The sequence below is a fragment of the Hydrogenobacter sp. genome (assembly GCA_041287335.1).
In the GTDB taxonomy this organism is placed as follows: Bacteria; Aquificota; Aquificia; order Aquificales; family Aquificaceae; genus Hydrogenobacter.
The window spans coordinates 1-24,155 of the sequence record JBEULM010000009.1; the positions used below are offsets into that span (position 1 = coordinate 1).

The window sequence follows — 24,155 nt, forward strand, 5'->3', positions numbered from 1 at the left end:
CAAAGAACTCTTTATGGGAAGCTTCAATGTTTGACTTGCTACATGATAAGACACTAAAAGGAAATAGGGAAAGTCCCTCAAGGAAAGTCCCTTTATATCCTCCATAAAACTCACACTTTTTATGCGTGCTTCATAGATACCCCCTTTCCCTATCCATTTGCCACATATATAAAGTCTCATTCCACGTTTTCTTCCTCAATTAGCTTTTTGAGATATAAGGCAAGGTCCCAATTTATAAGGAAATCCCTATCTTCCAGCTTTCTAACGGGTAAAATACCTATCAAGCTGTTGGTTAAAAAGATATGATCAGCCCCGAATACGTCATCAAGTCTTAAGGGTACTTCCTCCACTTTGACTTTATCCATAATGGTTTGAAGTGTAGTACCAAAAAGGAGACCGGATTCCCTGTGAGGTGTATAGAATGTATCCTTTTTTACGAGTATGATATTAGCCGAAGAGCATTCGGTTATGTAACCGCCCTCATTCAGTATTAAACCATCGTAATAACCCCTTTGTATGGCATCCCTCTTTACTATCAGGTTCAAGAGATAGTTGAGGGTTTTGTGCCTGATAATTGGATCCGAAGAGTGTCTTACTATGCGCGATATACAAATATGTGCGGGATCATATACAGGTTTGTATTTGTATACGAAAATCTTCAGTTCCCCCTTTGATGGAAGCTCGTAGTGTCTTGGTCCACCATAAGATGCGAGACATACCTTCACATACGCGTTCTTTCTGCCTTTAACTTTTGCCTCTATCTTTCGGAAGAAGGTTTCAAAATCAGGGCAAGGTATGCTAAAGTATCTTGCGCTCTTTGAGAGTCTCTCGTAATGACGCATGAGCTTTTTGGTCCTTCCCATGTACAGTATAGTCTCAAAAAGACCCTCACCGTAGAAAAAGCTCCTGTTGACCATAGAGGTTTCTGTTTTATTATATAATTCTCTTCTAAAATGGCACAAGATCACATAACAGAGAATGAGGTTCTTGATCTGCTAAAAAAATCCCAAAAACCCTTGCACTTTGAACAGATACTCAAAGAGCTTGGGCTTGGAAGAGAAGACAGGAAACTGCTTAAAAAACTCCTAAAGTCACTAAAAAAAGCCAACAAAATAACTGTAGAAAGGGGAAGATATAAACTCACTGAAGAGGAAATAGTCACCGGTACAGTGATCCCTTATCCGGCTGGATTTGGATTCCTTCAGATAGGTGAGGGTAAAAAGGATATATATATACCACCTTTTGAGATGGTCAAAGTTTTTGGGGGTGATGTGGTAAAGGCGAGGATAGTTGAGTTTAAGGGGAAAAAAGAGATCAGGATAATCAAGGTATTAAAAAGGGGCAAAAAGGAAATAATTTGCAAGATAATAAAGGGTAAGACCTGCTATGGTGTACCTCTTTACGAAAGCCCTCATCAGAAAATACAGCTGAGTAAAGAAGAGTGTGAAAACCTAAAAAGAGATACCATAGTTGTGGTTCGCATAAAAGAGTATCCCAAAGATGGTACTCCTGCAAAAGGATACGTAAAAGAGGTGATAGGACATCCCGAAGAGAAGGTTCTGATAATAGACTTACTCGTTAGGAAGTACGACCTTCCCATATCTTATCCTGACGAAGTGCTAAAAGAGGCTCAGAAGATCAAGCTGAATATAAAGAAAGAACTAAAGAGGAGGGATCTGAGGGATCAGGTGTGTTTTACCATAGATCCAGAAAGGGCAAGGGATTTTGACGATGCGGTAGCTATAGAGCATACCCCTGAAGGGCATTATAGACTGTGGGTGCATATAGCTGACGTATCTTACTTCGTAAAAGAAGGTTCTCATATAGATAAAGAGGCTTTAAGAAGGGGTTTTACCTTTTACCTTCCGGATAGAGCTCTGCACATGCTTCCGGAAAGACTATCCTCCGATGTATGTAGTTTAAAACCCAATGAGGACAGACTTACATTCACCTGCGAAATGCTCTTTGACAATAAGGGAAATCTGCTAAGCTACGATATATACGAGAGTGTGATAAGAAGCAAAGCACGCCTCACTTATGACGAAGCTCTCAAGCTCATAGTAGGTGATCCCGCTCTTGAAGAAAAGTATCCACACCTTGTGAAACCCTTAAGGCTTATGGAGGATCTGTACAGAATATTAGCTAAAAAGCGCTGGGAGAAGGGGAGCATTGATTTTGACCTTCCTGAGTCTGAGGTTGTAGTGGATGAATTTGGAGAACCTGTAGCGGTAGTTCCTTATGAGAGACACGTAACCCACAGGATCATAGAGCATTTTATGATATCGGCAAATGAGGTTGTGGCTATGCATCTGGATCATATGGGATATCCGTGCCTTTACAGGGTGCATGAAAAGCCCGATCCGGAAAAGGTAAAAAATCTACTTGAGATACTTTCCGGTCTCGGATACAGGATAAAGGGATTTTCTCTTGAACCCAAATTCTTTCAAAAGATAATAGAGGATTTTGAAGGTAGACCTGAAGAAAACTTGGTGAGGTTTTTAACCTTGAGAAGCATGAAAAGAGCTTATTACTCACCACACAATGTAGGACACTTCGGACTCGCATTGGAACACTACGCTCACTTTACCTCACCTATAAGACGCTATACGGATATAATAGTTCACAGGTTACTCAAAAAAGCCATAAGGGGGGAGGATGTGCCTTATGAGGAAACTGTTTCCTACCTTGAGATGGTTGGACAGCATCTTTCTATGCGGGAAAGACTCGCAGACGATGTGGAGAGGGAAGCTATAGACTTACTTAAAGTGAGGCTTATAAAAGCACATCTGGGCGAGACCCTTAGAGGGATAATAACGGGTGTGGTTCCTTTCGGTTTTTTCGTAGAACTGCAGGAGTATCTTACGGAGGGACTTGTAAGTATAAGCACGCTTACCGATGATCAATACATTTACGATGAGCCAGCTCATAGGCTCGTTGGGGTTAGAACAGGAAAGGTTTTCAGATTGGGTGATGTGGTCAGAGTGAGGATTGTGATGGTTGATGAAGAGAGGGGTAAGATAGAGCTTGAACTTGTGGAGGAAGAGAGATGAGGTTAACAATTGTGGGTGGTGGATATGTAGGCTTAACCACCGGTATATGCTTCTCTCACTTAGGACACGAAGTAAAACTTGTAGAGAAAGTGCAAGAAAAAGTAAACATATTAAAGGAGGGTATACTGCCCATATACGAACCGGGACTTGAGGAGCTTCTCAAAGAGAGCCTGAAGCTCCAAAGGATAAGTTTTACAACTGACTTTGTTGAAGGGCTTGAGTTTTCCGATATCATATTCATATGTGTCGGTACGCCCCAGCAAGAAGATGGTTCCGCAGACCTCTCACAAGTTGAAGAAGTCGCAAGACTCACCGCACAACACATGAAGTCCTACAAGATCTTGGTGGAAAAATCTACGGTTCCCGTCAATACGCATAAGCTGGTGAAGAAAACCCTTCAGAGATATATGAAAAGTAAAGTGGAATTTGATGTGGCCTCTAATCCGGAATTTCTGAGAGAAGGAAATGCGGTAAAAGATTTCTTAGAACCTGATAGGATAGTTATAGGGGTTGAAAGCGAAAGAGCGAAGGAGATCATGCAGGAACTGTACAAGCCCATAAATGCACCTATCATATTCACAGATCCTGCGACTGCGGAACTTATAAAACACGCATCAAATTCTTTTCTTGCTATGAAGATATCTTTTATAAACATGGTATCTGATTTGTGCGAAAAAACAGGAGCAGATGTAAAGCTCGTAGCTGATGGTATGGGTTATGACAAAAGGATAGGTAGGGCTTTCTTGAATGCGGGTATAGGCTGGGGGGGGAGCTGTTTTCCGAAAGATGTGAAAGCTTTTATAAAGATGGCTCAGGATTATGGAGTTGATTTTTCCCTTCTTAAGGAGGTTGAGAAAATAAATGCTAAGAGGATAGAAAGGTTTATTGAGAAAGTCAAAGGTGTGCTTTGGAGTGTGCGAAACAAAAGACTCGCCGTATGGGGACTATCTTTTAAACCTAATACAGATGATATCAGGGAGGCACCATCTATAAAGATAGTATCGGCACTTCTAAATGATGGAGCGAAACTTCAAGTGTATGATCCGAAGGCTATGAATAACTTCAAGAGGTTATTTCCAGAAGGTGGAAATCTCGTTTACGCAAGGGACATGTACGAAGCGGTAGAAGGTTGCGAAGCTCTCCTTATACTCACCGAATGGGAAGAGTTTAAAAACGCTGATCTTGACAAAGTTAAACGGCTTTTGAAACTCCCTATCGTCGTAGATGGCAGAAACATTTATGAGCCTTCAAAGATGAAAGAGGTAGGCTTTGAGTATTACTGTATGGGAAGGTGATCACTCTTTGAGCCATCTGTCGTTTGTAACGCTTTCCACTTCAACAGGTACTCGTTTGAGTATTATCTTTCCTGCATGCTTCATAGCCCTTTCTAAAAGATCCCTCACTTCTTCAGCTTTATCTTTTTCGCACTCAACAACTATCTCATCATGTACGAGATTTACAACTCGCGCTTTTAACCCCTCTTTCCTTATCTCTGCATCAAACATAAGCACCGAAAGTTTCAAAAGGTCAGCTCCAGAACCTTGTATGGGATAGTTCACCGCATCTGGAAAAGTGTGAGCTACGTATCTCCTTCCCAAGAGTGTATATCCTCTTGACTCTCCAAACTCTTTTAGTTCCCTTTTTACTCTTTCATGCCAGTCTTTAAAGCTTTTGAAGTATTCAAAAAACTTATCCCTTATCCTCTGCGCATCGTCAACTGATATGTCTATACCGTAACTCCTTGCATACTCAGAAAGCCCCCTCGCTGATATGCCGTATATGAGGCCGAAATTAACCGCCTTGGAAAGTTGTCTTTCTTCTTTGCTAACATCCTCCTCCCTTTTGCCCAAAAGCACGCTTGCAGTGTATCTGTGAAGATCCCTTCCTTCCCTGAAAGCCCTTATCATCCTTTCGTCACCTACATACTCGCTCGCAAGTCTCAGTTCTATCTGTGAAAAATCCGATATTATGAGAACTTTTCCTTCCCTCGCTTTGAATATACCTCTCAGTTCCTTTGGTATGTTTTGAACGTTAGGATTTAAGCTTGACATCCTGCCTGTTATAGCTCCTATCTGTCTGAACTCGGGATACACGCTATCATCTTTTACAAAGCTCTTTATCTCTTCAAGTTTATCAAGTAACTTCTTTACAGCTCTGATTTCAAGGATTTTTTGAACTGTGGGATGATATGTAAACTGGGATAGTACCTTGTCATCTGTGGATATGTTACCTTTTTCAGTTTTGGGAAGGACAAGCCCCAGCTTGTTAGTAAGGAACTCTCCGAGCTGTTTTGGAGACATAGGATCTACCCTATTGTGCATCATAAAGTCCATAACGCTCTTTTGGACTTTCCTCTTATACTCTCTTATAAGATCCTCTAATTTCTGTACGTCTACACATATACCGCTGAGTTCCAATTTGGCAACTTCCTGTACGAAAGCCATCTCTATTATGGCGACTGGATTCTTAAGCCCGAATACTTTGGATGTTCTTGTTTTAATTAACGTTTCTTCCTGATGGGAAGTTGCATTTAATCTATCAAGCAGTACATAAAAGAGGTCTTTTACCATCTTAACATCAAGAGCTGCATACTCTAATTGCTCTCTTGAGAGTGTTGTCCTTCCCCAGTTGGACAGCTGAAGGCTTTTGTCCATAACTTCTCCCAAATAGTGCATAGCTACCTTCTGTAAGGAATGTCTATCAATCTCTCCTAAGAGTTGACTCGCTATCATGGTATCAAAAACGGCGTAAGGTTCAATACCGTATCTGTAAAGAAACTTGAGGTCGTACTTGAGATTATGCCCAACCACACCTTTATCACCAAGCAAGTCCTTTAAAAATTCCACCCCATAGTTTACCGTCTCAAAAAGGTCAATGATAAACACTTCTTCTCTGTCACCCAACTGTACAAGTCTGATCTTATCTCCTACCGTCTCTGTATCTAAAAATATGTAACTTTCACCACCTAAGCGTTTCTCAACGCTTTTCAATCCCTCTCTTGAAGTTACATAGCTATACTTCATATTCTCCCTTCAATAGAAATTTATGCCTCTCAGTCTTTTTAGCGAACTACAGTTTTATCAACTTAGCTTCTAATACCTTTTGTCTGTGCTTGTTTGATTATATTGGAGGTGCTAAACTCAAATATCATTGCAACTTCATCGCAGTGCGGAAATTTTACACAGTTTATACACTCACCCCAAACTTTGTGAGGGAGACTCTCCTTTTTTACCTCGTAAAAGTTAAACTTGCCGAAAAAGCCTGTTGCGTAAGTTAAAACGAAAACCTTTTTTATGCCAAGATCTTCAGCCTCTTGAAGGCTCTTTTCCACCAATAGAGATCCTATACCGCTGTTTCTTACGTCTTTCCTTACAGCTAAACTTTTTATCTCTGCGAGATCTTCCCAAACTATGTGAAGGGCACAGCACCCGAGAATCTCACCTTCGCGCTCACATACCCAAAAATCTCTAATATTCTCATATATAGAGTTTAGGCTTCTGGGCAGAAGGATGCCTTCCTTTGCGTACTCGTTTATCAAGGTGTAAATATCCTGAGCGTCCTTTAAGACTGCCTTTCTCACCATCATAGTCTTTCCTAAATCTAAATCCACTTGAAAAAGCTGTCAACAGGGGTTAAAATAAAAAAATTACCTCGTTCCTACCAGATAGGTGGGGACCTGAGAAAGTCCAGGAGGTGTTAGGATGGCTAAGAGATATTACGAGACCACAAGGTATTATGAGAGCGTCTTCATACTCAAACCCACACTTACGGAAGAGGAGGTTCAAAGAAGGCTCCAAGAGATCAGAGATACGGTTCAGAAAAAGGGCGGAGAGATACTTCGTGAGGAAGACTGGGGTTTAAAGAAACTTGCCTATCCTATAGGTAATTTTAATCACGGCAGGTACTTTATCTTTCGCATCACCTCTTCAAACCCTCAGCTTCCTAATGAGCTTGACTTCTATTACAAGATAAATGACGATGTTATAAGGTGGCTTAACTTTCAGGTAAAGGAGAAGGAGGTCAAGAATGCTTAATAAGGTGCTAATCATAGGTAGGCTTACCAAAGATCCGGTGGTAAGATATCTTCCATCGGGAAGTCAGACTACAGAGTTCTCCATAGCGTACAACAGGAGGTATAAGGTAGGAGAAGAATGGAAGGAAGAGAGTCACTTTTTTGATGTGAAAGCTTACGGTAAACTGGCTGAAAACCTTGGCACGAAAATATCCAAAGGCTACACTGTGGTCATAGAAGGAAGGCTGACCCAAGACAGATGGACGGACAAAGAGGGAAAGGCGCAAAGCAGAGTTAGGATAGTCGCAGAGGCGGTAAGAATAATTAACAAACCCAAGCTTGATGAGGCTCCAGAGGAGGAAGTCCTACCTGACAGTTATGAACACGGGGAGGAAGAAAAACTCTGGAACTCTCAGGATGATGAAATACCCTTTTAAAGGAGGTAAAAGATGGAGATAAAAAAGACAGCAAAAAAGGCATGTAAATTCTGCGAGGAAAGGAAGGATCCGAGTTACAGAAACTACGAAGAACTCAAACAGTTTATGACCGAAAGGGGAAAGATTATAGGAAGGAGGCAAACGGGAGTGTGTGCCAAGCATCAAAGGATATTATCAAGGGAAATAAAGAGAGCGAGACAACTTGCACTCTTGCCTTACCTCGTAGCTTAAAGGAGGTTGCGCATGAAGGTGATACTTATTCAAGATCTGGAAGGTTATGGTGTCTTTGGAGATATCATAAGTGTAAAAGATGGCTTTGCTAACAACTACCTAATTCCTAGAGGTATAGCTCTGCCTGCAACCGAGGGAAATCTCAGGCAAGTTCAGAGCATAATACAGCAGAGAATGAGAAAATTTGAAAGAGAAAAAGAGAAAGCTCTCTCTTTGGCTAAGGCTCTTGAAGGGACTATGCTGGAAATTTCAAAACCCGTTGGTGAGAAGGGCAAGCTTTTTGGTTCAGTTACCGCTACGGATATCTCAGAAGCTCTTAAGGAAAAAGGCTTTGATATAGACAGAAGGCGCATAATTCTTAAGAATCCCATAAAGGAAGTTGGTATATATACTGTGCAAATCAGACTCCATCCCCAAGTGAGCGTTGAACTGAAAGTGGAGATCAGACCATCATGATGTTTCATCTCATATTGCGGTGAGAAGGATTATGTTTTAAACTTATCAGAACTATGAGGCAGGTAATACATCAGAAAAGTATATGGACAGGTGGTAATTACTTGATCGCATCTGCGGGAGTTTTTGTAGCTATTCTTTTGTCCCTTTTGAGTGTAGATAACATCTTCTGGTATAAATCAGCCACACTATTTTACGCCATATCTTCCATAATGTATATGTCTTATCCCTTATTCAGAAACGCTTTTTTTGAGAAAGTGTCAACTTCTACGCTCTTCCTGGGACTTTTTTTGAACCTGACAGGTATGATAAGAAGAAGCATACAGAGTTATGAACTTGGAGTTTTTCACCCACCGTGGAGCAACCTCTTTGAGGCTCTAACCTTTTGGAGCTTTATAGCTGGGGGAATATACCTTTTTATAGAGAGAAAGTATTCCTTAAGAATGCTCGGTACTTTTGTCGTACCTCTCGTGTTTGTTCTGAGCGCTTTTGCTATCTTCAAGGCTTCAAAGGACATAACTCCCCTTATGCCAGCTCTAAGGAGTTACTGGCTTTATCTTCATGTGGTAACTGCCTTTGTAGGTTATGCGGGCTTTACAGTCGCTTTTGCGGGGGCAGTTTTGTATCTAATCAAAGGGAAATTTCCAGAAACTAAACTGCTTCCATCGCAGGAAGTGCTCGAGGAAATAACATACAAAGCTATTATTCTTGTATTCCCAGTATGGACAGCCTCTATAATACTTGGATCAGCTTGGGCAAACGAAGCATGGGGTGGATACTGGAGCTGGGATCCTAAGGAAGTTTGGGCTTTGATCGTGTGGCTTTTCTTTGGAGCATACCTTCACGCAAGGCAGATGCTCGGCTGGAAGGGGAAACGTGTAGCATGGATGGTGATCTTGGGCTTTATAACTGTTCTCGTATGTTTCTTTGCTATAAATTTGTACTTTCCAGGACTTCACAGTTATGCAACCGATTAAGTCATGCTGCTTAAGAGTTCAGAAGATTCTCTTTCCGCTTCACTTATAATCTTTTTTATTACCTCTGCGTCCACATTTATTATTTTAGAGACACGGTCTATTATCCTCTCATTTTTGTTATCCTCAAGAAGCTCCACTAAGGAAAGTATGAATCCTATCTCGTTAAGTCTTCTTTCAAAAGCTTCAACTATTTCTTTATCCAGCATGAGATCTTTCACCACATCCTCGGGTTTCTGCCCTAAGGCTTCACCAGCTAAGGAGAAAAGGCCTGCAAGATAAGCTTTTTCTTTCACATGCGGTGCGTACATCTGAGCCAACTTTTCCGCCAAACTCGCCCTGAAAATGGATCTCTTCCACAAGATCATTTCATGCTCTTCTACAAACATTTCAGAAAGAGCAAGTACTATGGTAAACTTGGCTATGTTTTCAAGCCCTAAATGCGCTACCGCTTCATCTATCCTACTTATGTCTTTAGTCTTTTGGGAATAAGCTAAGTTCAAAAATTTTAAAAACTTGTAAGTTGCACCTATATCCTTCTCCAGAATGTCAACTATACCCTTCATATCTTTGTTTTTTATAGCTTTATACAATCGCAGTATGGTTGCTTTAAGGTAAGATATGGTTCTTGTATCCCTCACTCTGACCGGTTTTGAGAGATAAAAACCCTGAAAGAAATTGAAACCCAGATCGTGTGCAAGTTGATAATCTTCCTTAGTTTCTATGTGTTTAGCTATTATACCTTTCTTTAAATTTTTAAGTATATTTATAACTTCCTTTAATTCCTCAATATCGTAAGGGCTATTCTTTAAATTTATCTTTACATAATGGCATTTTCCTAAAAGAGGTAAATAATCTATCTTCTCAAAACCGAAATCGTCTATACAGAACTTAAAACCCTTCTTTAATAGGGCGTTTATGGATTCAAAAAGTTCGTTAGACAGCCTCTTATTTTCAACAAGTTCTATCCCTACATACTCAGGAGAGAGGAGATCAAACATGGATGCTTCAAGAAAGATGGCAGGGACATTGACAAACACTATCTTCCCATTACCAACCCTTATGGGATTGAGTTCAGTTATTGTATCTATAGCCATAGTGGTAGCCTTGAGTGGATCCAATCCTTCAGGGTAGTTACCTGTTAATGAATCCTGTATGAAAACTTCGTAAAAGGCTATTTTCCCACTCCTGTCGTATATAGCCTGTTTACATAGCACATTCATGAGATTTATTATAACCTTCAAAAGAGTTTCTCAAGAAGTCTGTCCAACCTGCTCCCTTCCCTTTTATATAAGTAATTTATTACATACTTACCTAATAAGTCCACCTCCACGTTGACGTAATCTCCATCCTTCCTGTACTTTAGGTTTGTATTTTCATAAGTATGAGGGATAATGTTTATATGTAGTAGATTCTCTTCCAAGCTGTTTATAGTCAAGCTAATACCATCTATACCTACGGAGCCTTTCTCAACAAAATACACAAGCCAAGCATCCGGTACGTAGATTTTAAGTTCGTAATGTTCTCCAAGGCTTTTTAAGGATACTACTCTTGAGGTAAAGTCTATATGCCCAGCGAGTATATGACCTCCAAGCCTATCACCTACTTTGACCGCCCTCTCTAAGTTCACGGGATCACCAGCAGAAAGCATACCTAAGTTGCTTCTCTTCAAGGTTTCAGGTGATAGGTCAAAGGATATCTCTTTATCTTCAAGCTTTGTAACTGTAAGACAAACACCGTTTACGGATACGCTGTCTCCCACCTTTATATCATCAAGAAGAGTTTCTATGATCAGCACGCCTCCTTTTGGTAAGAGCTTCAAACTCTTTACTTTCCCAACATCTTCTACAAGTCCGGTAAACATCACAAGCACACCTCGTCAGCCCTAAAAACTGGACCTTCGTAACACACCCTCACGTAATGTCCTTCTCTGCTCTTTACTACACATCCAAGACACACTCCCCAACCGCATGCCATTCGGGATTCTAAGGAAATATATAATCTTTGCGATCCTGTAAGATCCTTCAGAGCTTTAAGCATGCCCCTTGGACCGCACGCCGAGATGGTCCATGAGCTGTCAAACTCCTTGAGAGCATCTACAACAAGACCACGCCTTCCCAAGCTACCATCTTCCGTATAAAGTATGTGTTCAAAGCCCTCCTCTTCAAGCCAACCCTTCATGCTTAAATGTTCCTTTCCCTTCCCACCGTATACAAAAAGTACCCTTTTGCCCCTTTTTCTAAGATCCTTTCCCAAAAGAGTAAGACCAGCAAGTCCTATACCACCACCTATGAGGAGGTGCTTTTCTCCTTCAAGACTGAATATACCCTTTCCTAAAGGACCAAAAAGTTCCACATGATCACCTCCGTGGAGATCGCTCAAAAGCCTTGTTCCTTTCCCAACCACATCGTAAAAGATAAAAAGGCTGTCGTCTTTCACATCACCTACCGCAAAAGCCCTTCTGCCTGAGGGATCGTTCGTTTTTGATACTTTTACCATAACGAAATGTCCTGCCCTTATTAGGGGTATCATCTGAGGAGCCAGCAATTCCATCATGTAAGTTCTTGAAGAGAGTGCCACATTTCTGACTACTTTAGCTTTTATATCTATCATCTGTGCTTCCTCAAAAGCTCGTCACCGAGTAAGTTAAAAGCTATGACTATCAAAAATATGGCAACCCCCGGTGAAAGTATCCACGGATAGGCTGATATGAGGTTTACGTTTCTGGCATCTGAAAGCATGTTTCCCCAGCTGGGTTGAGGCTCCTGTATACCAAGCCCCAAAAAACTCAAAGCAGATTCTCCAAGTATATAACCGGGAAAGGAGAGAGTGGCAGAAACTACAAGATAATAATACGTGTTTGGTAAAATGTGCTTTCTGAGAATTCTCAATGTACCTGCACCGTAAGTTTTTGCACTCTGGACAAACTCTTTTTCCCTGATAGATAGAACCATACCCCTTATCACCCTTGCGAGACCAGCCCATCCAATGAAGGATATTATGAATACAACCATTAGAAAGACCTCAAAGCTTTCCATAGTTAGGGGAAAGACACTTCTCAGTGATAGCATGAGGTAAAAGGTTGGTATGGCGAGAAGTACCTCAACAAGGCGCATGATAAAGTTGTCCACCTTACCACCTAAGTATCCAGAAATGCCACCTACAACAGAGCCTATGAAGAAGGTTACCAAAACACCCACAAGACCTATAAACATAGATACTCTCGCACCGTATACGAGTCTTGAAAATACATCCCTTCCAAGTTTATCAGCACCAAGAAGATGTATCTTACATGGCTCTTTTACACCAAATAGCTTAAAACCATAGGGTGTGTTTGTAAAAAACATGAGCTGGCAAGATACATGCTTGTCCTCCGTATAAGACTTAAATACGGGATCTTGCATCACATAGAGGTGTACGTAAGGGAATGATAGCTTTCCATCTTTTAGTATATGTATCTTAGTGGGAGGATGGTAAGGTGTCCTCCTGCTTTGGAGATCGTAGGGGTAGGGGGCTATAAAGTCTGCAAAGATAGCAAAGATCACAAAAATAAGTATTATGGTAATAGGGAAAGAGGGCAAGCTTTTGAGCATAATTAAATTATAATATCCATGTCTTGCCATCTTTTTCAATCAGCCTATGTGCTTTTTCAGGTCCCAAACTCCCCTGCTTGTAAGTGTATACCTCAATTTTGTCATCCATTATAGGCTCTACTATTTCCCACATGATCTCTACCTCATCTCCTCTTATAAAAAGAGATCTATCACCCTCTACTATGTCAAGTATCAGTGTCTCGTAAGCTTCCGGTAGTTTAGTACCTGCATAGCTTTCCATGTCGTATTCCATGATGGTTTCTACCGGACATGAAATGAACTTTCCGGCGGGTGGTCTGAGTTCAAAATGTATAGCTATCTTATTTTTTGGAGCTGTTTGAAAAACTATTTTGTTTTGCTTTGGCATGCAATCAAGGAGTTTTGCAAAACTCCTCGGAATTTCCCTAAACACTACTGTGATCTGACTAAGTTTTTTTGATAGTCTTTTCCCCGTCATCAGGTAAAAAGGTACATCCTGCCATCTGAGGTTATCAATATAAAGCTTAATAGCTACGAAGGTTTCAGTCCTTGTATTTTCTCCTACCCCCTTTTCAGAAGGGTAGCCTTCGTATTGCCCCTTTACAGTATCACTCACCCTTCTTACGGATCTCAGAAGCTTTACCTTCTCGTCCCTTATATATTCAGGATGCATACAGCAGGGAGGTTCCATAGCCAAAAAGGAGAGCATCTGTAACATGTGATTTTGGAGCATATCCCTGACAGCACCTACCTTGTCATAGTATTCTCCCCTTCCTTCTATACCTATATCTTCCAAAGCGAGTATCTGAACATGATCAACGAAGTTTTTGTTCCACAACCCTTCAAATATGGTGTTGGAGAGTCTCAAAGAGAATATATTTTGAACCGTCTCCTTTCCAAGAAAATGATCTATCCTGTATATCTCTTCCTCTACAAAGTAGGTGTAAAGTATTTGATTCAATTTCTTCGCTGAGGTGAGGTCAAATCCGAAGGGTTTTTCCACAACGATCTTTCTTGGGTTTGTATAAGTTCTTAAAAGTCTTCCCAGCTTTCTTACAGTGGTTTCAAAAAGGAATGGAGAGAGAGCTAAGTAAAATATCAGTTCTTGTCCTCTGAGCCTTTGGAGAACTTTCCCAAGCTCGTGATAAGAGCTGTCTGATCTCACATCAAAGTGTAGGAAGTTCTCGAATTTCTCAGGCTCATTAAAGCTTCCTACAAGGTCTTTCCACTCCTTACTTTCCTCTCTTGCCAGAGAATAAACTTTGTGTAAATTTTTGAAGTGTCCTTCCTTGTAAAGCTTGTAAAGAGCCGGAAGAAGCTTTTTTCTTGATAGATCCCCAGTTCCACCAATTATGAAAAAGGAAAATTTCCTATTCATTCTTTCTCTTTAGTCTGTGCCTTCCAAACTGGTATCTAAGTCCCGCAAGCAACCTATCCCTGAAAGGGTTCTCCTGTCTTGATCTGAACCTCATAAAGAGTGCGCTCGCCAAAGCCGGCATTGGTACAGCTCTTTGCAAAGCTTCTAAGAGCGTCCATCTTCCTTCTCCAGTATCCTCTACGTAGGCTTCAAGCTGCTCAAGATCCCCAAACTCTTCAAAAACTTTTTTGGTAAGTTCCATCAGCCAGCTTCTTATGACGCTACCCGTATTGTATACTCTTGCCACTTCCTTAAGATCATACCCAAACTCGCTCTCTTTTAACAGTTCAAAACCTTCACCTATTGCTTGCATAAAAGCATACTCTATACCATTGTGTACCATCTTGGCAAAGTGTCCAGCACCTGAGTCTCCCAGATATGCGTATCCTTCAGCATTGTATGAGAGATCCCTAAAAAGATCCTCCAACAGCTCGTAAGTCTTGCGTTCACCACCTATCATCAAACAGTAACCAAACTCTTCACCATATATACCACCGCTTACACCTACGTCAAGAAAGCTAACCCCTATTTCCTTAAGTTTTGTGTATCTCCTTTGAGAGTCTCTGTAGTAAGAGTTTCCTCCATCAACAACTATATCTCCTTCAGACAAAAGGGGAATTAGATCTTCAAGTACTTTGTCCACCACCTGATGAGGGACCATAAGCCATATTATTTTTCTCTGGCTTCCAAAAAAATTTTCCAGCGATGATAGATCTTCAAAAAGAAAGACTTTATCTTTAAAAACTTCCCTGGCTCTTGGATCTGAGTCGTAACCTGCAAGCTCGTAACCTTTTGACTTTAATCTTCTTAGTATACCTCCCCCCATCCTTCCAAGTCCCACAACGAGGAGTTTCATTCTATTAATTATAGCATTCTGTCAGGATACATACCGCTCAAGAGTTATCATATTTATAAGATGGGGGAAGAGCTTTCCATAATACTTGGCTTCGTCTTTGAGGGGACTTTTAAGCTGGGATTTTTGAAAGATAAGCTCAAAGATTATGAAGCCTACAAAAAGCATGTCTTTTCCAAAATAAGGCAAAGAATATCAGAATCTTCCGAAGATCTGCAACAAGCCCTGTACCCACTTTTTTTAGATCTGGACTTAGAAAGTATTACACCTGTGGGCTTGGATATAAACCCCAAAAATTTAAGTCTTTTCCTCTCCGCCTTGGGCTACAAAGAAGGGCTTTTATATGGGATAAGTCACAAGGAAGTAGCTTTAAAAAAATACACTCTTGGGGATGAGTCCACTCAGGTGGTTTGGGAGAATGCAGACCTCGTATTCGTGGATGGTAAAACACTCCATGTGGTAGATTTCAAAGTACATGGTTTCAGGGGGCATATGGAAAGTTTGATTGCATCAGCTCAAAGAAAGGAGGAAAAGTACATACCCTTCATAAACTACGGACATCCTGTAAATGTCTCTTTAGGTGAGCTAAGTCTCGAAGGCTTTCTTGAAAAGTTTTTAAGGGTAAGGGAAGAAGTGTATGAACTTGAAGAAGTCTTTGTAGAGATAAAGGGCTTTTTACAGCTTCTGTGTTATTGTGTGGATTTTTTAAGCGATAAGAAAAATGCTGAAGATCTCCAAGAGGTGAGCCTTGAGTTGCTTTATCCTTTGCAGGAGCCTTTTAATGTGAGGTTGAGGATAGAAAACAGAGAGGGACTAAGAAAATACCTTGAGCCTATAAGAGAGCTATACAGGGAGTTAAAGAGAAGAGAAAGCCCTTACCGGGAAGCTAACTACCCTTCTGAGACAAGAAAGAGAAGGCTTTTGGAAGAAATAAGCAAAGAGATTTCAAAATATAGAGCTACCATAAAGGAGCTTGAAGAGAACGCCGTAGAGCTTGAGGTAAATCCCATAGGAGATGTAAGAGGTCATGTAAAGGAAAGTGTGAAAAGATTTATGCACATTGATGAACCTTGCAAAGCTTTGGTACTTTTGCATTCTGCAGGTAGCGGTAAAACTACTACGGTAAGGGAGCACATCCGAAAACTTGATGGAAAGCACATAGTCATTTACATGGCTACGAGAAAGATTCTGGTGGAAAGAGAGTTTGAAAAGATCAAAGAGCTTGAAGAGGAGGAAATAAAGGCTATAACAGTTGAAAAAAAGGCGCAGAAGCAGGATCTTTTAAGACACGAAGGGAGAGGATTTGAGTCCGTGGGTGGTAAAAAGGGTATGTTGGCTTCCCTGATAGATGATATAAAAAGCCAGCCCGACGGTTACAGACAAATATGGGGCTTTGCCACCATACAGACGCTTGTGGAATTTGGAGAAAAAAGCACCGCAGAACATTTAAAAAAACTGTTATCTAAAAGGATAATTGACCAGTATCACTTGCATTTCATACTTGATGAGTTTTTGGGCTACAACAATGGGTTCTATGCTATAGATAAGCTCTTTGAGTTTGCAAGAGATGTAAAAAGTAAGGGAGGAAGAGCAAACCTCTATATTTTTGATGCCAACGGATACTCACCCAAATTACTCTTAGGTATTTTAAAAGAATACGAAGCCTATAATGTGGTACCAGAAAGTTTAATACTTTGCGAGCATGTGCCTGAGCTTGAGTATGAGTATAAAGGCATACCCACTTACCTTTATGCAAAGCACGGATACCCAGCAAGCAAGCTTTATGTGTATAGGAAGTTTATAAAGGGAGAGCATAACCTTAGAAGACGAATGGGAAAAGCATTAGAAGAGCTTGTAGATTATATTTGTCAAACTTTTGGCAAGCCATTAGAAGAACGACAAGAAGGTGAAAGGCAATCGGCTTTTGTATTTATTCAAGACAAGGACCTTATAGTGGATTTAAGTTCTATGTTAGAACAAAAAGGGTACAGTTGCATGATAGCAACTGCCAGTAGTAAGAAAAGTCAGGAAGAGATTTCTCGTGGTTCACAGGACTTTATACTGGGTACTTCTGCAGTCACAAGAGGCATAGATTTGAGCAGGGAACACAAACCTGTTGATTATATATACATACTTATTTCGGACTGGGGCATAGAAAACAACTTGGTAGAGGTCATACAAGCCATATCCAGAGCAAGAGGAGATGAGCAAACAGAAAAGAGGGAAAAACATTTACATCTTGTCTATCTTATCCAAAAACCGCAGGATTATGTTATAGAAAGCATAAAACATAACAATGAAAAGGTTGATGAGGAGGTCATAAGAGCAATATATAAAAAGGAGTATTTAAAGCAGAAGCTTGACCTTGATAAAGTAGTAGTAAAAATAGTGGAGCAATTTCTCTCGAACCCAGGTTCAAAAGCTCTGGTTCCTGTGCCAAGCCAATACAATACCGTTTATGTATCTAATAGAATAAGGCAGTTTGAGTCTGTTATAAACTTTTTGGACGATGTTTGGCTAATGGAAAGCAAAAGAAATAGCAAGGAAGCAAGCACTATATTTAATATAATTCAAAAACTTTACTCTGCTACATGCGTATATACAGAAGATATACCGAAGGACTTAAAAACCTTAGAGAATCTTAATTACTATCATCCTTATATATTATTAGAAAGAGCAAAGCTTTACATAAACGTGGACAATGAAAAGAGGGAAGAAATAAAGAAGATGTTAGAAAAGGTTGAAAGTTTGATAAAGTCTCATAACAAGGAAAGGTATGAGGAGCTTGTTGATTTTTTAAATAACACTTCCAGCGTAGAAGTTCAAAGAGTACCTATACTTCTACCTGTATACTCCTTAACTGTAGTCCAAAACATGCTTTTAGAGGGGCAAAGCGTCAAGTTTAAGTTAAGCTCAAGGGTTGGAAGAGGCGGGGCAAGGACTTTGGGTGCTGGTGCGCAAATATATACAGAATGCTATGCTGGAAGAAGCGCAAAGCGATACGCTTGCATACCTTTGGGTGAAGACTATCCTTACAAAGAGGTGTTAAGTGGAAGGTTTGCCAAGTTTCCTATAGAATTTATTAGAGCGCTTGTGGAGGATAAATATGGGGCTTGAATTTGAAGCAAGAGAAAGGCAAGAAAAACTTGACTACTTTGCCAAGGGTGAATTTACAGATAGGTTTGTATATGCAGGTGTTTTTTTCAACAATGTGGAAGGCTACAAAAGAAGCTTGGCAAATCTGGTTTATAAGATTTACAGAAGGGAAGATGGCACGAAGGAGCTTTTTGAAAACTTTCTACGTGATTTAAATTTTGAAGTAAAAGGTACAGCGCTCTACTATGCGACAGAAGTAAACAGATGGATAAAACCCTTTAAGCTTATAAGCGGTGGAAAAAGGGTATGTTTTGATAGGTATAAAAGGGATTCAAAGGTAAACATATTTGAGTTGAAGGTTCAAAGTTCCTATGAAATGGAAAAAAGGACTGGACTTGTTTTTCTTAGGCTCTTGGGCTTTGATTCAGAGAACCTTTCGGAAGAGATAAGGTGGAAGGCAAGGAAGGAAGTTTTATACCTTTGGTTAGAGCTAAGCCAAAATCAAGAAGTTAGGGAATACTTAACTAAGGTCAAGAACATAGTGGAGTGCATAGAGGAAGGGCTTGGGTATAACTACTTTAAGTTTCCTTTTAACAAACTCTTTTACTATCTTGTGCCTATAGATTTTGATAGATTTGAAAACGCAGTGGTCATATCAAAGGCGAGTCTCTTTTTCAGAAAAGAGGAGACAGTCAAGGGTCTTTGGGACGAAATAATGCAAAAGATGGAAGAAGGACAAAAGAAAGACTTAGAATACTTTTTGGAAAAGGAGGGCTTAAGCTGGGACTTTATAAGGGAAAATTTACGAAGGGCTTTGTCTTCAGATTTTTTAAAAAGTTTAAGACAAGATTGGAAGTTGGTAATTAGAAAAATACTGGAAGGATCAAAAAAAGATAAGGTTTTAGGTGTGTTTATGGGAAAAGGGCTTGAGGACAAAGGTACTATGTCTTATGGGAGGTTTTGTGTTCCAGACAGACGCATGGAGCTTTTGATCTTTGCGGAAGATGGACTAACCTTAGAGTCTGGTGGTAAAGTCTATAATGCGCAACAGTTGGCTAATTTGTTAAAGGATAAGATTGAAAATGCTAAATTTGTAGGAGAATTGAAAATAACCGTAGATAGTATGGTGCGAAGTCTTGAGGCTCTCTTTGGCTTTTCAAAGCCAAAGGAGGAAGGCTCACGGGAGGAGTCTGTAAAGATAATGGATATAATAAGGGGAAATTTGTGGAGAACGAATGGAAAAGTTAGAAGCAAAGAAACCCTTTCCTTACTTTATGCTTTCACGCATTTCTCCACAAGGCTTGCGGGTCTTGTAGGCAAAATAAAAAAAGAGAATAAGGTGCAAGGTATTTTGCTTTTGCTAAATACAGAGCTTGATGATGGCGAGCAGTACGCTCTTTGGAATGACTTTAGCTTTATGTATGACTACTTTGGTGTTCCTGTACAAACTATAACCAAAAGATCTTTAAGGGTTTTGTTAGAAGGCGAAGAGAAGGAAGCAGATGCTACTATAAAAAATATAATAATAAGTCTTTATAAGGACTCAAAAACTCTGGAGTTTGAGTTTGAAGGTTTTAGCTTGCCCTCAGATACAGTAGTTTATGCAGTACTTGAAAAACCTTCACCAGCCATACTATACACTAAAGCAAGATTGGGTGAACGATCTATGGAAAGAGGCTTAAGACATATCCTTTATGAGGTATATAAGATTAGTGTAAAAGACAAAAAAGCAAGCGTAGAGCTTGAAGACAAGTATCTTGTGATGGTTGGTGCTTACGGCGATGAGGCTAAAAAGCTTGAAAACTGGATAAGAGATGAGCTTCAAAAGAAAAACACACGTTTTTGCTTCATTACAGCTATGAAGGATTCTGTTCTTGAAGAGTTAGAAAACAGGCTCGGGAATCCTTCTGAACTTGAGGGTAAGGTGCTACGCATACGCTACAAGGAGCTAAAGACAGCCTACTTTTCACAGAAGGCTGATAAGGACTGTTATGTGATATACAGCCAAGAGATGCTAAAACTCTTTGAAACCCTTGGTATTCAAACAGACAAGGGTGCCGCCGCCATAGCTATAAAGCCTACAAACTCTCAAAGATACGAAGACTACTACCATACAGCTCTTCAAGTCTTCTTCACTGAACGCATTGGCTGGCAGAGGGAAGAGGTCTATGCGGAAAGAAAAAGTCTCTTTATATTTACAGTACTTGCCCTTTCCATGTATGAAAGCGAATCTCACAAAACACCTTACAGCAAGCTTGAGCTTTGGTCAAAGGATAAAAGTGTATATGTAGAGATAACTCGTGGATACAACACCTATGAGTTTCCTCTAAGAGCCATAACCTATGAGCTTCTTCACCTAATAGCTCCACTGCCTCTCAAAGAGAACCTATAGAAAGTAAGATAGGTTCAGGGATTTACAAAGAGAGGGATGTCTACGCATACCTTTACACGGAAGTATTCTTCTTCCTTCGCCTGTGTGATCCTGAGCTTACAGTTCATGATAAGTGTAAGTCTGTGAGCTATATATAGCCCTATGCCTGTGTATTTGCCCTCAAAAGGTTTGAAGAGTTTTTCTTCATCTATACCTCTTTCTGCGAGGTTTTCAACACATACCGAAGCGTATTTATCTTCCTTACTGACCTGGATGGTTATAAGACTGTCTTTTGTGCTGTGAAGCAGTGCGTTATCCATCAGTATGCTAAGTATCTCTAAGAGGATGTCCCTGTCGCAGATGACGGTGAGAGATTCTTCCGTACTTTTTAGTCTTATCCTTCCACTTTCCACATTATAAAGTTCTACCGCAGTTTTTACCAGAGGCATAAGATCGCACTTTTCCATCTTCGCAAGATGCTGTTGATTTTCCATTTTTGACATTCTCAAAAAAGCGTTTACGTTCCTTTCAAGTCTCCAAAGCTCATCCCTAATTATCCGTAGTTTATCATCTTCCGAAAGCCTCATTTTGTCTTCAAGGATAAGTATGGCTGTAGAAAGGGGAGTCTTTATTGAATGGCTAAGACCCAGTATCACGTTCCTCTGCCTTATAGACAGATCTTTCAGTTGTAGCAGAGCTTCCCTTATTTTTTCAAAAAAGGGTTTTAATTCTTCGTATATATATATGTTTTCATCTAATCTCCCACTTACAAGTGCATCACTCATGACCTTTATGGAAGTCATAAGGGACCTGAGCAATAGAAGATAAGTCAGTAGGATTATCAGAGAGAGCATGCTCCATGAGATTGAAAGAGATAGCTTAAGAGTTTTTAAAAATTCCGCTTCAGGTGTGAAGTTAATCGCGTACTGAACATAAAATCCATCCAGTCTTTTATAAGTCAAAACTCTGTAGAAGATTTCTCCGTACTTAAATGTGCGCACATCGGGCAAGCGCCATTTCTCATCAAAGGGAAGTAAAACATTTTCTGTACCCTCAAGTATGAGACCATTCGGCGTTCTTATCGTGTAAACCTCGTAATTGGGGTGAGTATCTTCAGGACCTTTGCCGGAAAAGTAAGAAAGCTCAAAGGCTTTAGCATCTTCCATTATGTGTCTGTCAACTGAGGAAAGAAGCACCTTCCTTACGCTCATATAAAGCAGTAGGTGGTAAACTGTGATCAAAAAGATTAAAAAGCCCAAAAGAAAGCTAAGTTGTAGTTTCAGCGACTTTTTCATTCTATTATGTAACCGAATCCTCTTGAAGATTTTATAAGGTCTTTTATTCCGAGCTTTTTTCTTATCCTCGAAATTAGCACCTCTACGGTGTTGCTTTCCGATTCGTATCTGTAGCCTAAACATCTCTCAAGTATTTCTTCCCTACTTACGTATCTGCCCCTGTTCAGGCAAAGATACTCAAGAACTGCAAACTCACCTGCAGTCAAAAGCACCTCCTGTTCTCTTACGGTAACTTTCTTCTTATCTGTGTATACCTTTACCTCACCTAAGTCCAGCACATCGGAAGCGCTACCTTTGGTTCTCCTTATAACCGCTCTTATTCTCGCCAAAAGCTCTTCAAGATGGAAGGGTTTTGTAAGATAGTCATCAGCTCCGAGTGAAAAAAGATCAACCTTCTTAGGAAGATCCGAAACCACCGTAAGCATAAGTACAGGCGTATTTATACCTGACTGCCTAAGGGCTTTTAGTACCTCATCACCACTCATGGAAGGAAGTAGGAGGTCAAGTATGATGAGATCAAATTCCCCAGTCAAGGAAAGCTGATACCCCCTCCTTCCATCCAGTGCAAGACTTACACGATAACCCTCCTTTTCAAGAACTTCCTTGAGAGCCTTTGCCAGTGAAACGTCATCTTCTATGAGGAGTAATCTCAAGGTTGTGGACTTACCTCCTTAAGCATCCTTTTGCGAAGGTCATAGAATTCTCTGCGCATCTGCTCCCTCACATCCATCATACAAACTCTCATTTCCTGAAAGTTAGCTGACTTCTCCAAACATTCCTTCTCCTTGGGAATGTATTTTTCCCTTATCTTCAAAGCCTCAAGCTTAAACTCTCTGCATTTTTCCCAGTTCTGTTCGCACCACATACGCATCTTACCATCGCCTTTCGGATAAGCGAGTGTGGTACCAGATAAGACAATTAAAAGCATAGCTAACTTTTTCATCTCTCTACCTCCTGTTAGAGCTTAAATTAAAATGTAAATACTCATTATGAACGGAAGGTGAACGGTGTAAAATCTTACCATGAAGGGTGCACTGCTTGTTGTAGATGACGAGAAAAACATAAGAGAGATACTCAAAACACTCCTTGAGGAAGAAGGCTATTATGTGAAAACCGCTGAAAGCATAGAGGGTACAAAAAAACTCATCCAGTCTGAGTATTTCCATACTGTTTTACTTGATGTGTGGCTTCCTGATGGAGACGGCATATCTTTCCTGAGTTATTTAAAAAATTACCTCCCAGATACGAGCGTAATAATCATAACAGGTCACGGAAAGGTGGAGCATGCAGTTAAAGCGATAAAGGAAGGGGCGTACGACTTTCTTGAAAAACCCTTCTCCATAGAGAAGTTACTCCTCACTGTGGAGAGAGCAGTTCAGGAAGTTTTAAGAAGGAGAACTGACAGGAGTGAGGAGGAGGATGATCTGATAGGTAAATCAAAAGCCATACTTGAAATAAAGCAGGTCATAGGAAAAGTAGCAAAAACCAACATAAACGTGCTTATACTGGGCGAAAGTGGAACTGGCAAAGAGCTGGTTGCGAGAAAGATACATAGCCTGTCTGAGCGAAGGGATGCACCCTTTGTGGACATCAACTGTGCTTCACTTCCCGATGAACTTATAGAGGCTGAACTTTTCGGGTACGAAAAAGGGGCATTTACATCCGCATACGCAAGAAAACAAGGTAAGCTTGAACTTGCGCACGGAGGTACTCTTTTCCTTGATGAGATAGGCGATATGAGCCTCAAGGCTCAGGCAAAGCTTCTTAGGGTTATTGAGAATAAGCAATTTACGAGGCTCGGTGGAACACAGACGGTGTTTTCTGAGTTTAGGCTTGTATCAGCATCCAACAAAGACCTACGTGAGGAGATAAAAAGAGGTAATTTCAGAGAGGATTTATATTACAGGATATCGGCTTTCGTTCTTAGTTTACCTCCACTCAGAGAAAGGGGAGAGGATGTGATTGTCCTTGCGGAACACTTTTTAAAAAAGTTCTCCAAAGATTATAAAAAGCCTGCCATGTACTTGACCGATGATGCAAAAGCTCTGCTTATGAGTTACGAATGGAGAGGCAATGTACGTGAGCTTAAAAACTTCATAGAGAGGCTTGTGATCCTTCATACCAAAGATCGCATAGATGCGGATGATGTTAGATCTTTCCTCAGTATCAACATACCAGAAAGCTATGAGAAACTCTTCGTTCAAAGAGATATTAAAATAGCTAAACAAGAGTTTGAAAAGCTTTTTATAGAGAGGAAGCTCAGAGAATACAATTATGACTTAAAAAAGGTTTCAGAAGTTATAAATCTGGATATTTCTAACCTATACAGAAAGATAAAACAATACAGCATAGAAATAAAAAACAAGGAGGGGGCTGATGCCCCTCCGTAAGGAT

23 protein-coding genes are annotated in these 24,155 nt (G+C 40.3%); 10 read left to right on the top strand and 13 right to left on the bottom strand.

Going from position 1 to position 24,155, the window contains the following annotated elements:
* Positions 1-180 (bottom strand): anthranilate synthase component I family protein (locus tag ABWK04_01085; protein ID MEZ0360479.1); only part of this gene is annotated, 180 nt, incomplete at its 3' end.
* Complete coding sequence (locus tag ABWK04_01090) at positions 177-917, bottom strand: aminotransferase class IV (GenBank protein MEZ0360480.1); 741 nt, start codon at positions 915-917, stop codon at positions 177-179. The genes ABWK04_01085 and ABWK04_01090, both read right to left, overlap by 4 nt.
* A 36-nt stretch (positions 918-953) precedes the next feature.
* Between ABWK04_01090 and rnr the strand changes: the two genes are divergently transcribed.
* Both rnr and ABWK04_01100 read left to right on the top strand, forming a co-directional pair.
* Complete coding sequence (gene rnr, locus ABWK04_01095) at positions 954-3,050, top strand: ribonuclease R (protein ID MEZ0360481.1); 2,097 nt, start codon at positions 954-956, stop codon at positions 3,048-3,050.
* Positions 3,047-4,345 (top strand): UDP-glucose/GDP-mannose dehydrogenase family protein, encoded by a 1,299-nt coding sequence (locus tag ABWK04_01100; protein ID MEZ0360482.1) that lies wholly within the window; start codon positions 3,047-3,049, stop codon positions 4,343-4,345. Before rnr ends, ABWK04_01100 begins: the two co-directional genes overlap by 4 nt.
* Here ABWK04_01100 and ABWK04_01105 read toward each other — a convergent pair whose 3' ends face one another.
* Positions 4,346-6,073: a bifunctional 3'-5' exonuclease/DNA polymerase gene (locus ABWK04_01105; GenBank protein MEZ0360483.1), complete on the bottom strand. Its 1,728-nt coding sequence runs from the start codon at positions 6,071-6,073 to the stop codon at positions 4,346-4,348.
* A gap of 62 nt (positions 6,074-6,135) precedes the next feature.
* Entirely contained in the window at positions 6,136-6,636 is a 501-nt protein-coding gene (locus ABWK04_01110; protein ID MEZ0360484.1) for an N-acetyltransferase, read from the bottom strand.
* Positions 6,637-6,751: 115 nt separating this feature from the next.
* On the opposite strand from ABWK04_01110, the gene rpsF reads away from it, so the two are divergent.
* From rpsF to ccsB, 5 genes are read left to right on the top strand one after another with little or no spacing between them, the layout of a single operon-like run.
* Positions 6,752-7,084, top strand: coding sequence for a 30S ribosomal protein S6 (rpsF, locus tag ABWK04_01115; protein MEZ0360485.1), 333 nt, complete (start codon positions 6,752-6,754; stop codon positions 7,082-7,084).
* Positions 7,077-7,499 (top strand): single-stranded DNA-binding protein, encoded by a 423-nt coding sequence (gene ssb / locus ABWK04_01120; GenBank protein ID MEZ0360486.1) that lies wholly within the window; start codon positions 7,077-7,079, stop codon positions 7,497-7,499. The genes rpsF and ssb overlap by 8 nt, the downstream gene beginning before the upstream one ends.
* 12 nt (positions 7,500-7,511) lie before the next feature.
* Positions 7,512-7,730, top strand: a complete 219-nt coding sequence (gene rpsR / locus ABWK04_01125; protein ID MEZ0360487.1) for a 30S ribosomal protein S18 — start codon at positions 7,512-7,514, stop codon at positions 7,728-7,730.
* Between the two features lie 12 nt (positions 7,731-7,742).
* A complete protein-coding gene (rplI, locus tag ABWK04_01130; GenBank protein MEZ0360488.1) occupies positions 7,743-8,186 on the top strand; it encodes a 50S ribosomal protein L9 in 444 nt (147 codons plus the stop codon).
* A 53-nt stretch (positions 8,187-8,239) separates the two neighbouring features.
* Positions 8,240-9,160, top strand: a complete 921-nt coding sequence (gene ccsB / locus ABWK04_01135) for a c-type cytochrome biogenesis protein CcsB (GenBank protein ID MEZ0360489.1) — start codon at positions 8,240-8,242, stop codon at positions 9,158-9,160.
* On the opposite strand, the gene ABWK04_01140 is transcribed toward ccsB, so the two are convergent.
* From ABWK04_01140 to gnd, 6 genes are read right to left on the bottom strand one after another with little or no spacing between them, the layout of a single operon-like run.
* A complete protein-coding gene (locus ABWK04_01140) occupies positions 9,157-10,380 on the bottom strand; it encodes an HDOD domain-containing protein (protein ID MEZ0360490.1) in 1,224 nt (407 codons plus the stop codon). The two genes, ccsB and ABWK04_01140, sit on opposite strands and share 4 nt — an antisense overlap.
* A gap of 17 nt (positions 10,381-10,397) precedes the next feature.
* Entirely contained in the window at positions 10,398-11,021 is a 624-nt protein-coding gene (locus ABWK04_01145; protein MEZ0360491.1) for a riboflavin synthase, read from the bottom strand.
* On the bottom strand, positions 11,021-11,770 hold the full coding sequence (locus ABWK04_01150) for a dihydroorotate dehydrogenase electron transfer subunit (GenBank protein MEZ0360492.1): 750 nt from the start codon (positions 11,768-11,770) through the stop codon (positions 11,021-11,023). The genes ABWK04_01145 and ABWK04_01150 overlap by 1 nt, the downstream gene beginning before the upstream one ends.
* Positions 11,767-12,750, bottom strand: a complete 984-nt coding sequence (locus tag ABWK04_01155; GenBank protein ID MEZ0360493.1) for an ABC transporter permease — start codon at positions 12,748-12,750, stop codon at positions 11,767-11,769. Before ABWK04_01155 ends, ABWK04_01150 begins: the two co-directional genes overlap by 4 nt.
* A 7-nt stretch (positions 12,751-12,757) precedes the next feature.
* Entirely contained in the window at positions 12,758-14,107 is a 1,350-nt protein-coding gene (gene zwf, locus ABWK04_01160) for a glucose-6-phosphate dehydrogenase (GenBank protein ID MEZ0360494.1), read from the bottom strand.
* A complete protein-coding gene (gene gnd, locus ABWK04_01165) occupies positions 14,100-15,002 on the bottom strand; it encodes a phosphogluconate dehydrogenase (NAD(+)-dependent, decarboxylating) (GenBank protein MEZ0360495.1) in 903 nt (300 codons plus the stop codon). The genes zwf and gnd overlap by 8 nt, the downstream gene beginning before the upstream one ends.
* A gap of 60 nt (positions 15,003-15,062) precedes the next feature.
* On the opposite strand from gnd, the gene ABWK04_01170 reads away from it, so the two are divergent.
* Both ABWK04_01170 and ABWK04_01175 read left to right on the top strand, forming a co-directional pair.
* A complete protein-coding gene (locus ABWK04_01170; protein ID MEZ0360496.1) occupies positions 15,063-18,116 on the top strand; it encodes a helicase in 3,054 nt (1,017 codons plus the stop codon).
* Positions 18,106-20,487 (top strand): hypothetical protein, encoded by a 2,382-nt coding sequence (locus ABWK04_01175; GenBank protein MEZ0360497.1) that lies wholly within the window; start codon positions 18,106-18,108, stop codon positions 20,485-20,487. Before ABWK04_01170 ends, ABWK04_01175 begins: the two co-directional genes overlap by 11 nt.
* 14 nt (positions 20,488-20,501) lie before the next feature.
* Here the strand turns inward: ABWK04_01175 and ABWK04_01180 are convergent, their stop codons facing one another.
* From ABWK04_01180 to ABWK04_01190, 3 genes are read right to left on the bottom strand one after another with little or no spacing between them, the layout of a single operon-like run.
* Entirely contained in the window at positions 20,502-21,761 is a 1,260-nt protein-coding gene (locus ABWK04_01180) for a HAMP domain-containing sensor histidine kinase (GenBank protein ID MEZ0360498.1), read from the bottom strand.
* On the bottom strand, positions 21,758-22,414 hold the full coding sequence (locus ABWK04_01185; GenBank protein ID MEZ0360499.1) for a response regulator transcription factor: 657 nt from the start codon (positions 22,412-22,414) through the stop codon (positions 21,758-21,760). Before ABWK04_01185 ends, ABWK04_01180 begins: the two co-directional genes overlap by 4 nt.
* Entirely contained in the window at positions 22,411-22,704 is a 294-nt protein-coding gene (locus ABWK04_01190; protein ID MEZ0360500.1) for a hypothetical protein, read from the bottom strand. Before ABWK04_01190 ends, ABWK04_01185 begins: the two co-directional genes overlap by 4 nt.
* 79 nt (positions 22,705-22,783) lie before the next feature.
* Here ABWK04_01190 and ABWK04_01195 point away from each other — a divergent pair, with 79 nt between their 5' ends.
* A complete protein-coding gene (locus ABWK04_01195) occupies positions 22,784-24,151 on the top strand; it encodes a sigma-54 dependent transcriptional regulator (GenBank protein ID MEZ0360501.1) in 1,368 nt (455 codons plus the stop codon).
* Positions 24,152-24,155 lie beyond the last annotated feature (4 nt).

Coding starts and splice junctions, on each gene's coding strand:
- ABWK04_01090 (MEZ0360480.1), bottom strand. CDS start 917: ATGGTCAACAGGAGCTTTTTCTACGGTGAGGGTCTTTTTGAGACTATA.
- rnr (MEZ0360481.1), top strand. CDS start 954: ATGGCACAAGATCACATAACAGAGAATGAGGTTCTTGATCTGCTAAAA.
- ABWK04_01100 (MEZ0360482.1), top strand. CDS start 3,047: ATGAGGTTAACAATTGTGGGTGGTGGATATGTAGGCTTAACCACCGGT.
- ABWK04_01105 (MEZ0360483.1), bottom strand. CDS start 6,073: ATGAAGTATAGCTATGTAACTTCAAGAGAGGGATTGAAAAGCGTTGAG.
- ABWK04_01110 (MEZ0360484.1), bottom strand. CDS start 6,636: ATGATGGTGAGAAAGGCAGTCTTAAAGGACGCTCAGGATATTTACACC.
- rpsF (MEZ0360485.1), top strand. CDS start 6,752: ATGGCTAAGAGATATTACGAGACCACAAGGTATTATGAGAGCGTCTTC.
- ssb (MEZ0360486.1), top strand. CDS start 7,077: ATGCTTAATAAGGTGCTAATCATAGGTAGGCTTACCAAAGATCCGGTG.
- rpsR (MEZ0360487.1), top strand. CDS start 7,512: ATGGAGATAAAAAAGACAGCAAAAAAGGCATGTAAATTCTGCGAGGAA.
- rplI (MEZ0360488.1), top strand. CDS start 7,743: ATGAAGGTGATACTTATTCAAGATCTGGAAGGTTATGGTGTCTTTGGA.
- ccsB (MEZ0360489.1), top strand. CDS start 8,240: ATGAGGCAGGTAATACATCAGAAAAGTATATGGACAGGTGGTAATTAC.
- ABWK04_01140 (MEZ0360490.1), bottom strand. CDS start 10,380: ATGAATGTGCTATGTAAACAGGCTATATACGACAGGAGTGGGAAAATA.
- ABWK04_01145 (MEZ0360491.1), bottom strand. CDS start 11,021: ATGTTTACCGGACTTGTAGAAGATGTTGGGAAAGTAAAGAGTTTGAAG.
- ABWK04_01150 (MEZ0360492.1), bottom strand. CDS start 11,770: ATGATAGATATAAAAGCTAAAGTAGTCAGAAATGTGGCACTCTCTTCA.
- ABWK04_01155 (MEZ0360493.1), bottom strand. CDS start 12,750: ATGCTCAAAAGCTTGCCCTCTTTCCCTATTACCATAATACTTATTTTT.
- zwf (MEZ0360494.1), bottom strand. CDS start 14,107: ATGAATAGGAAATTTTCCTTTTTCATAATTGGTGGAACTGGGGATCTA.
- gnd (MEZ0360495.1), bottom strand. CDS start 15,002: ATGAAACTCCTCGTTGTGGGACTTGGAAGGATGGGGGGAGGTATACTA.
- ABWK04_01170 (MEZ0360496.1), top strand. CDS start 15,063: ATGGGGGAAGAGCTTTCCATAATACTTGGCTTCGTCTTTGAGGGGACT.
- ABWK04_01175 (MEZ0360497.1), top strand. CDS start 18,106: ATGGGGCTTGAATTTGAAGCAAGAGAAAGGCAAGAAAAACTTGACTAC.
- ABWK04_01180 (MEZ0360498.1), bottom strand. CDS start 21,761: ATGAAAAAGTCGCTGAAACTACAACTTAGCTTTCTTTTGGGCTTTTTA.
- ABWK04_01190 (MEZ0360500.1), bottom strand. CDS start 22,704: ATGAAAAAGTTAGCTATGCTTTTAATTGTCTTATCTGGTACCACACTC.
- ABWK04_01195 (MEZ0360501.1), top strand. CDS start 22,784: ATGAAGGGTGCACTGCTTGTTGTAGATGACGAGAAAAACATAAGAGAG.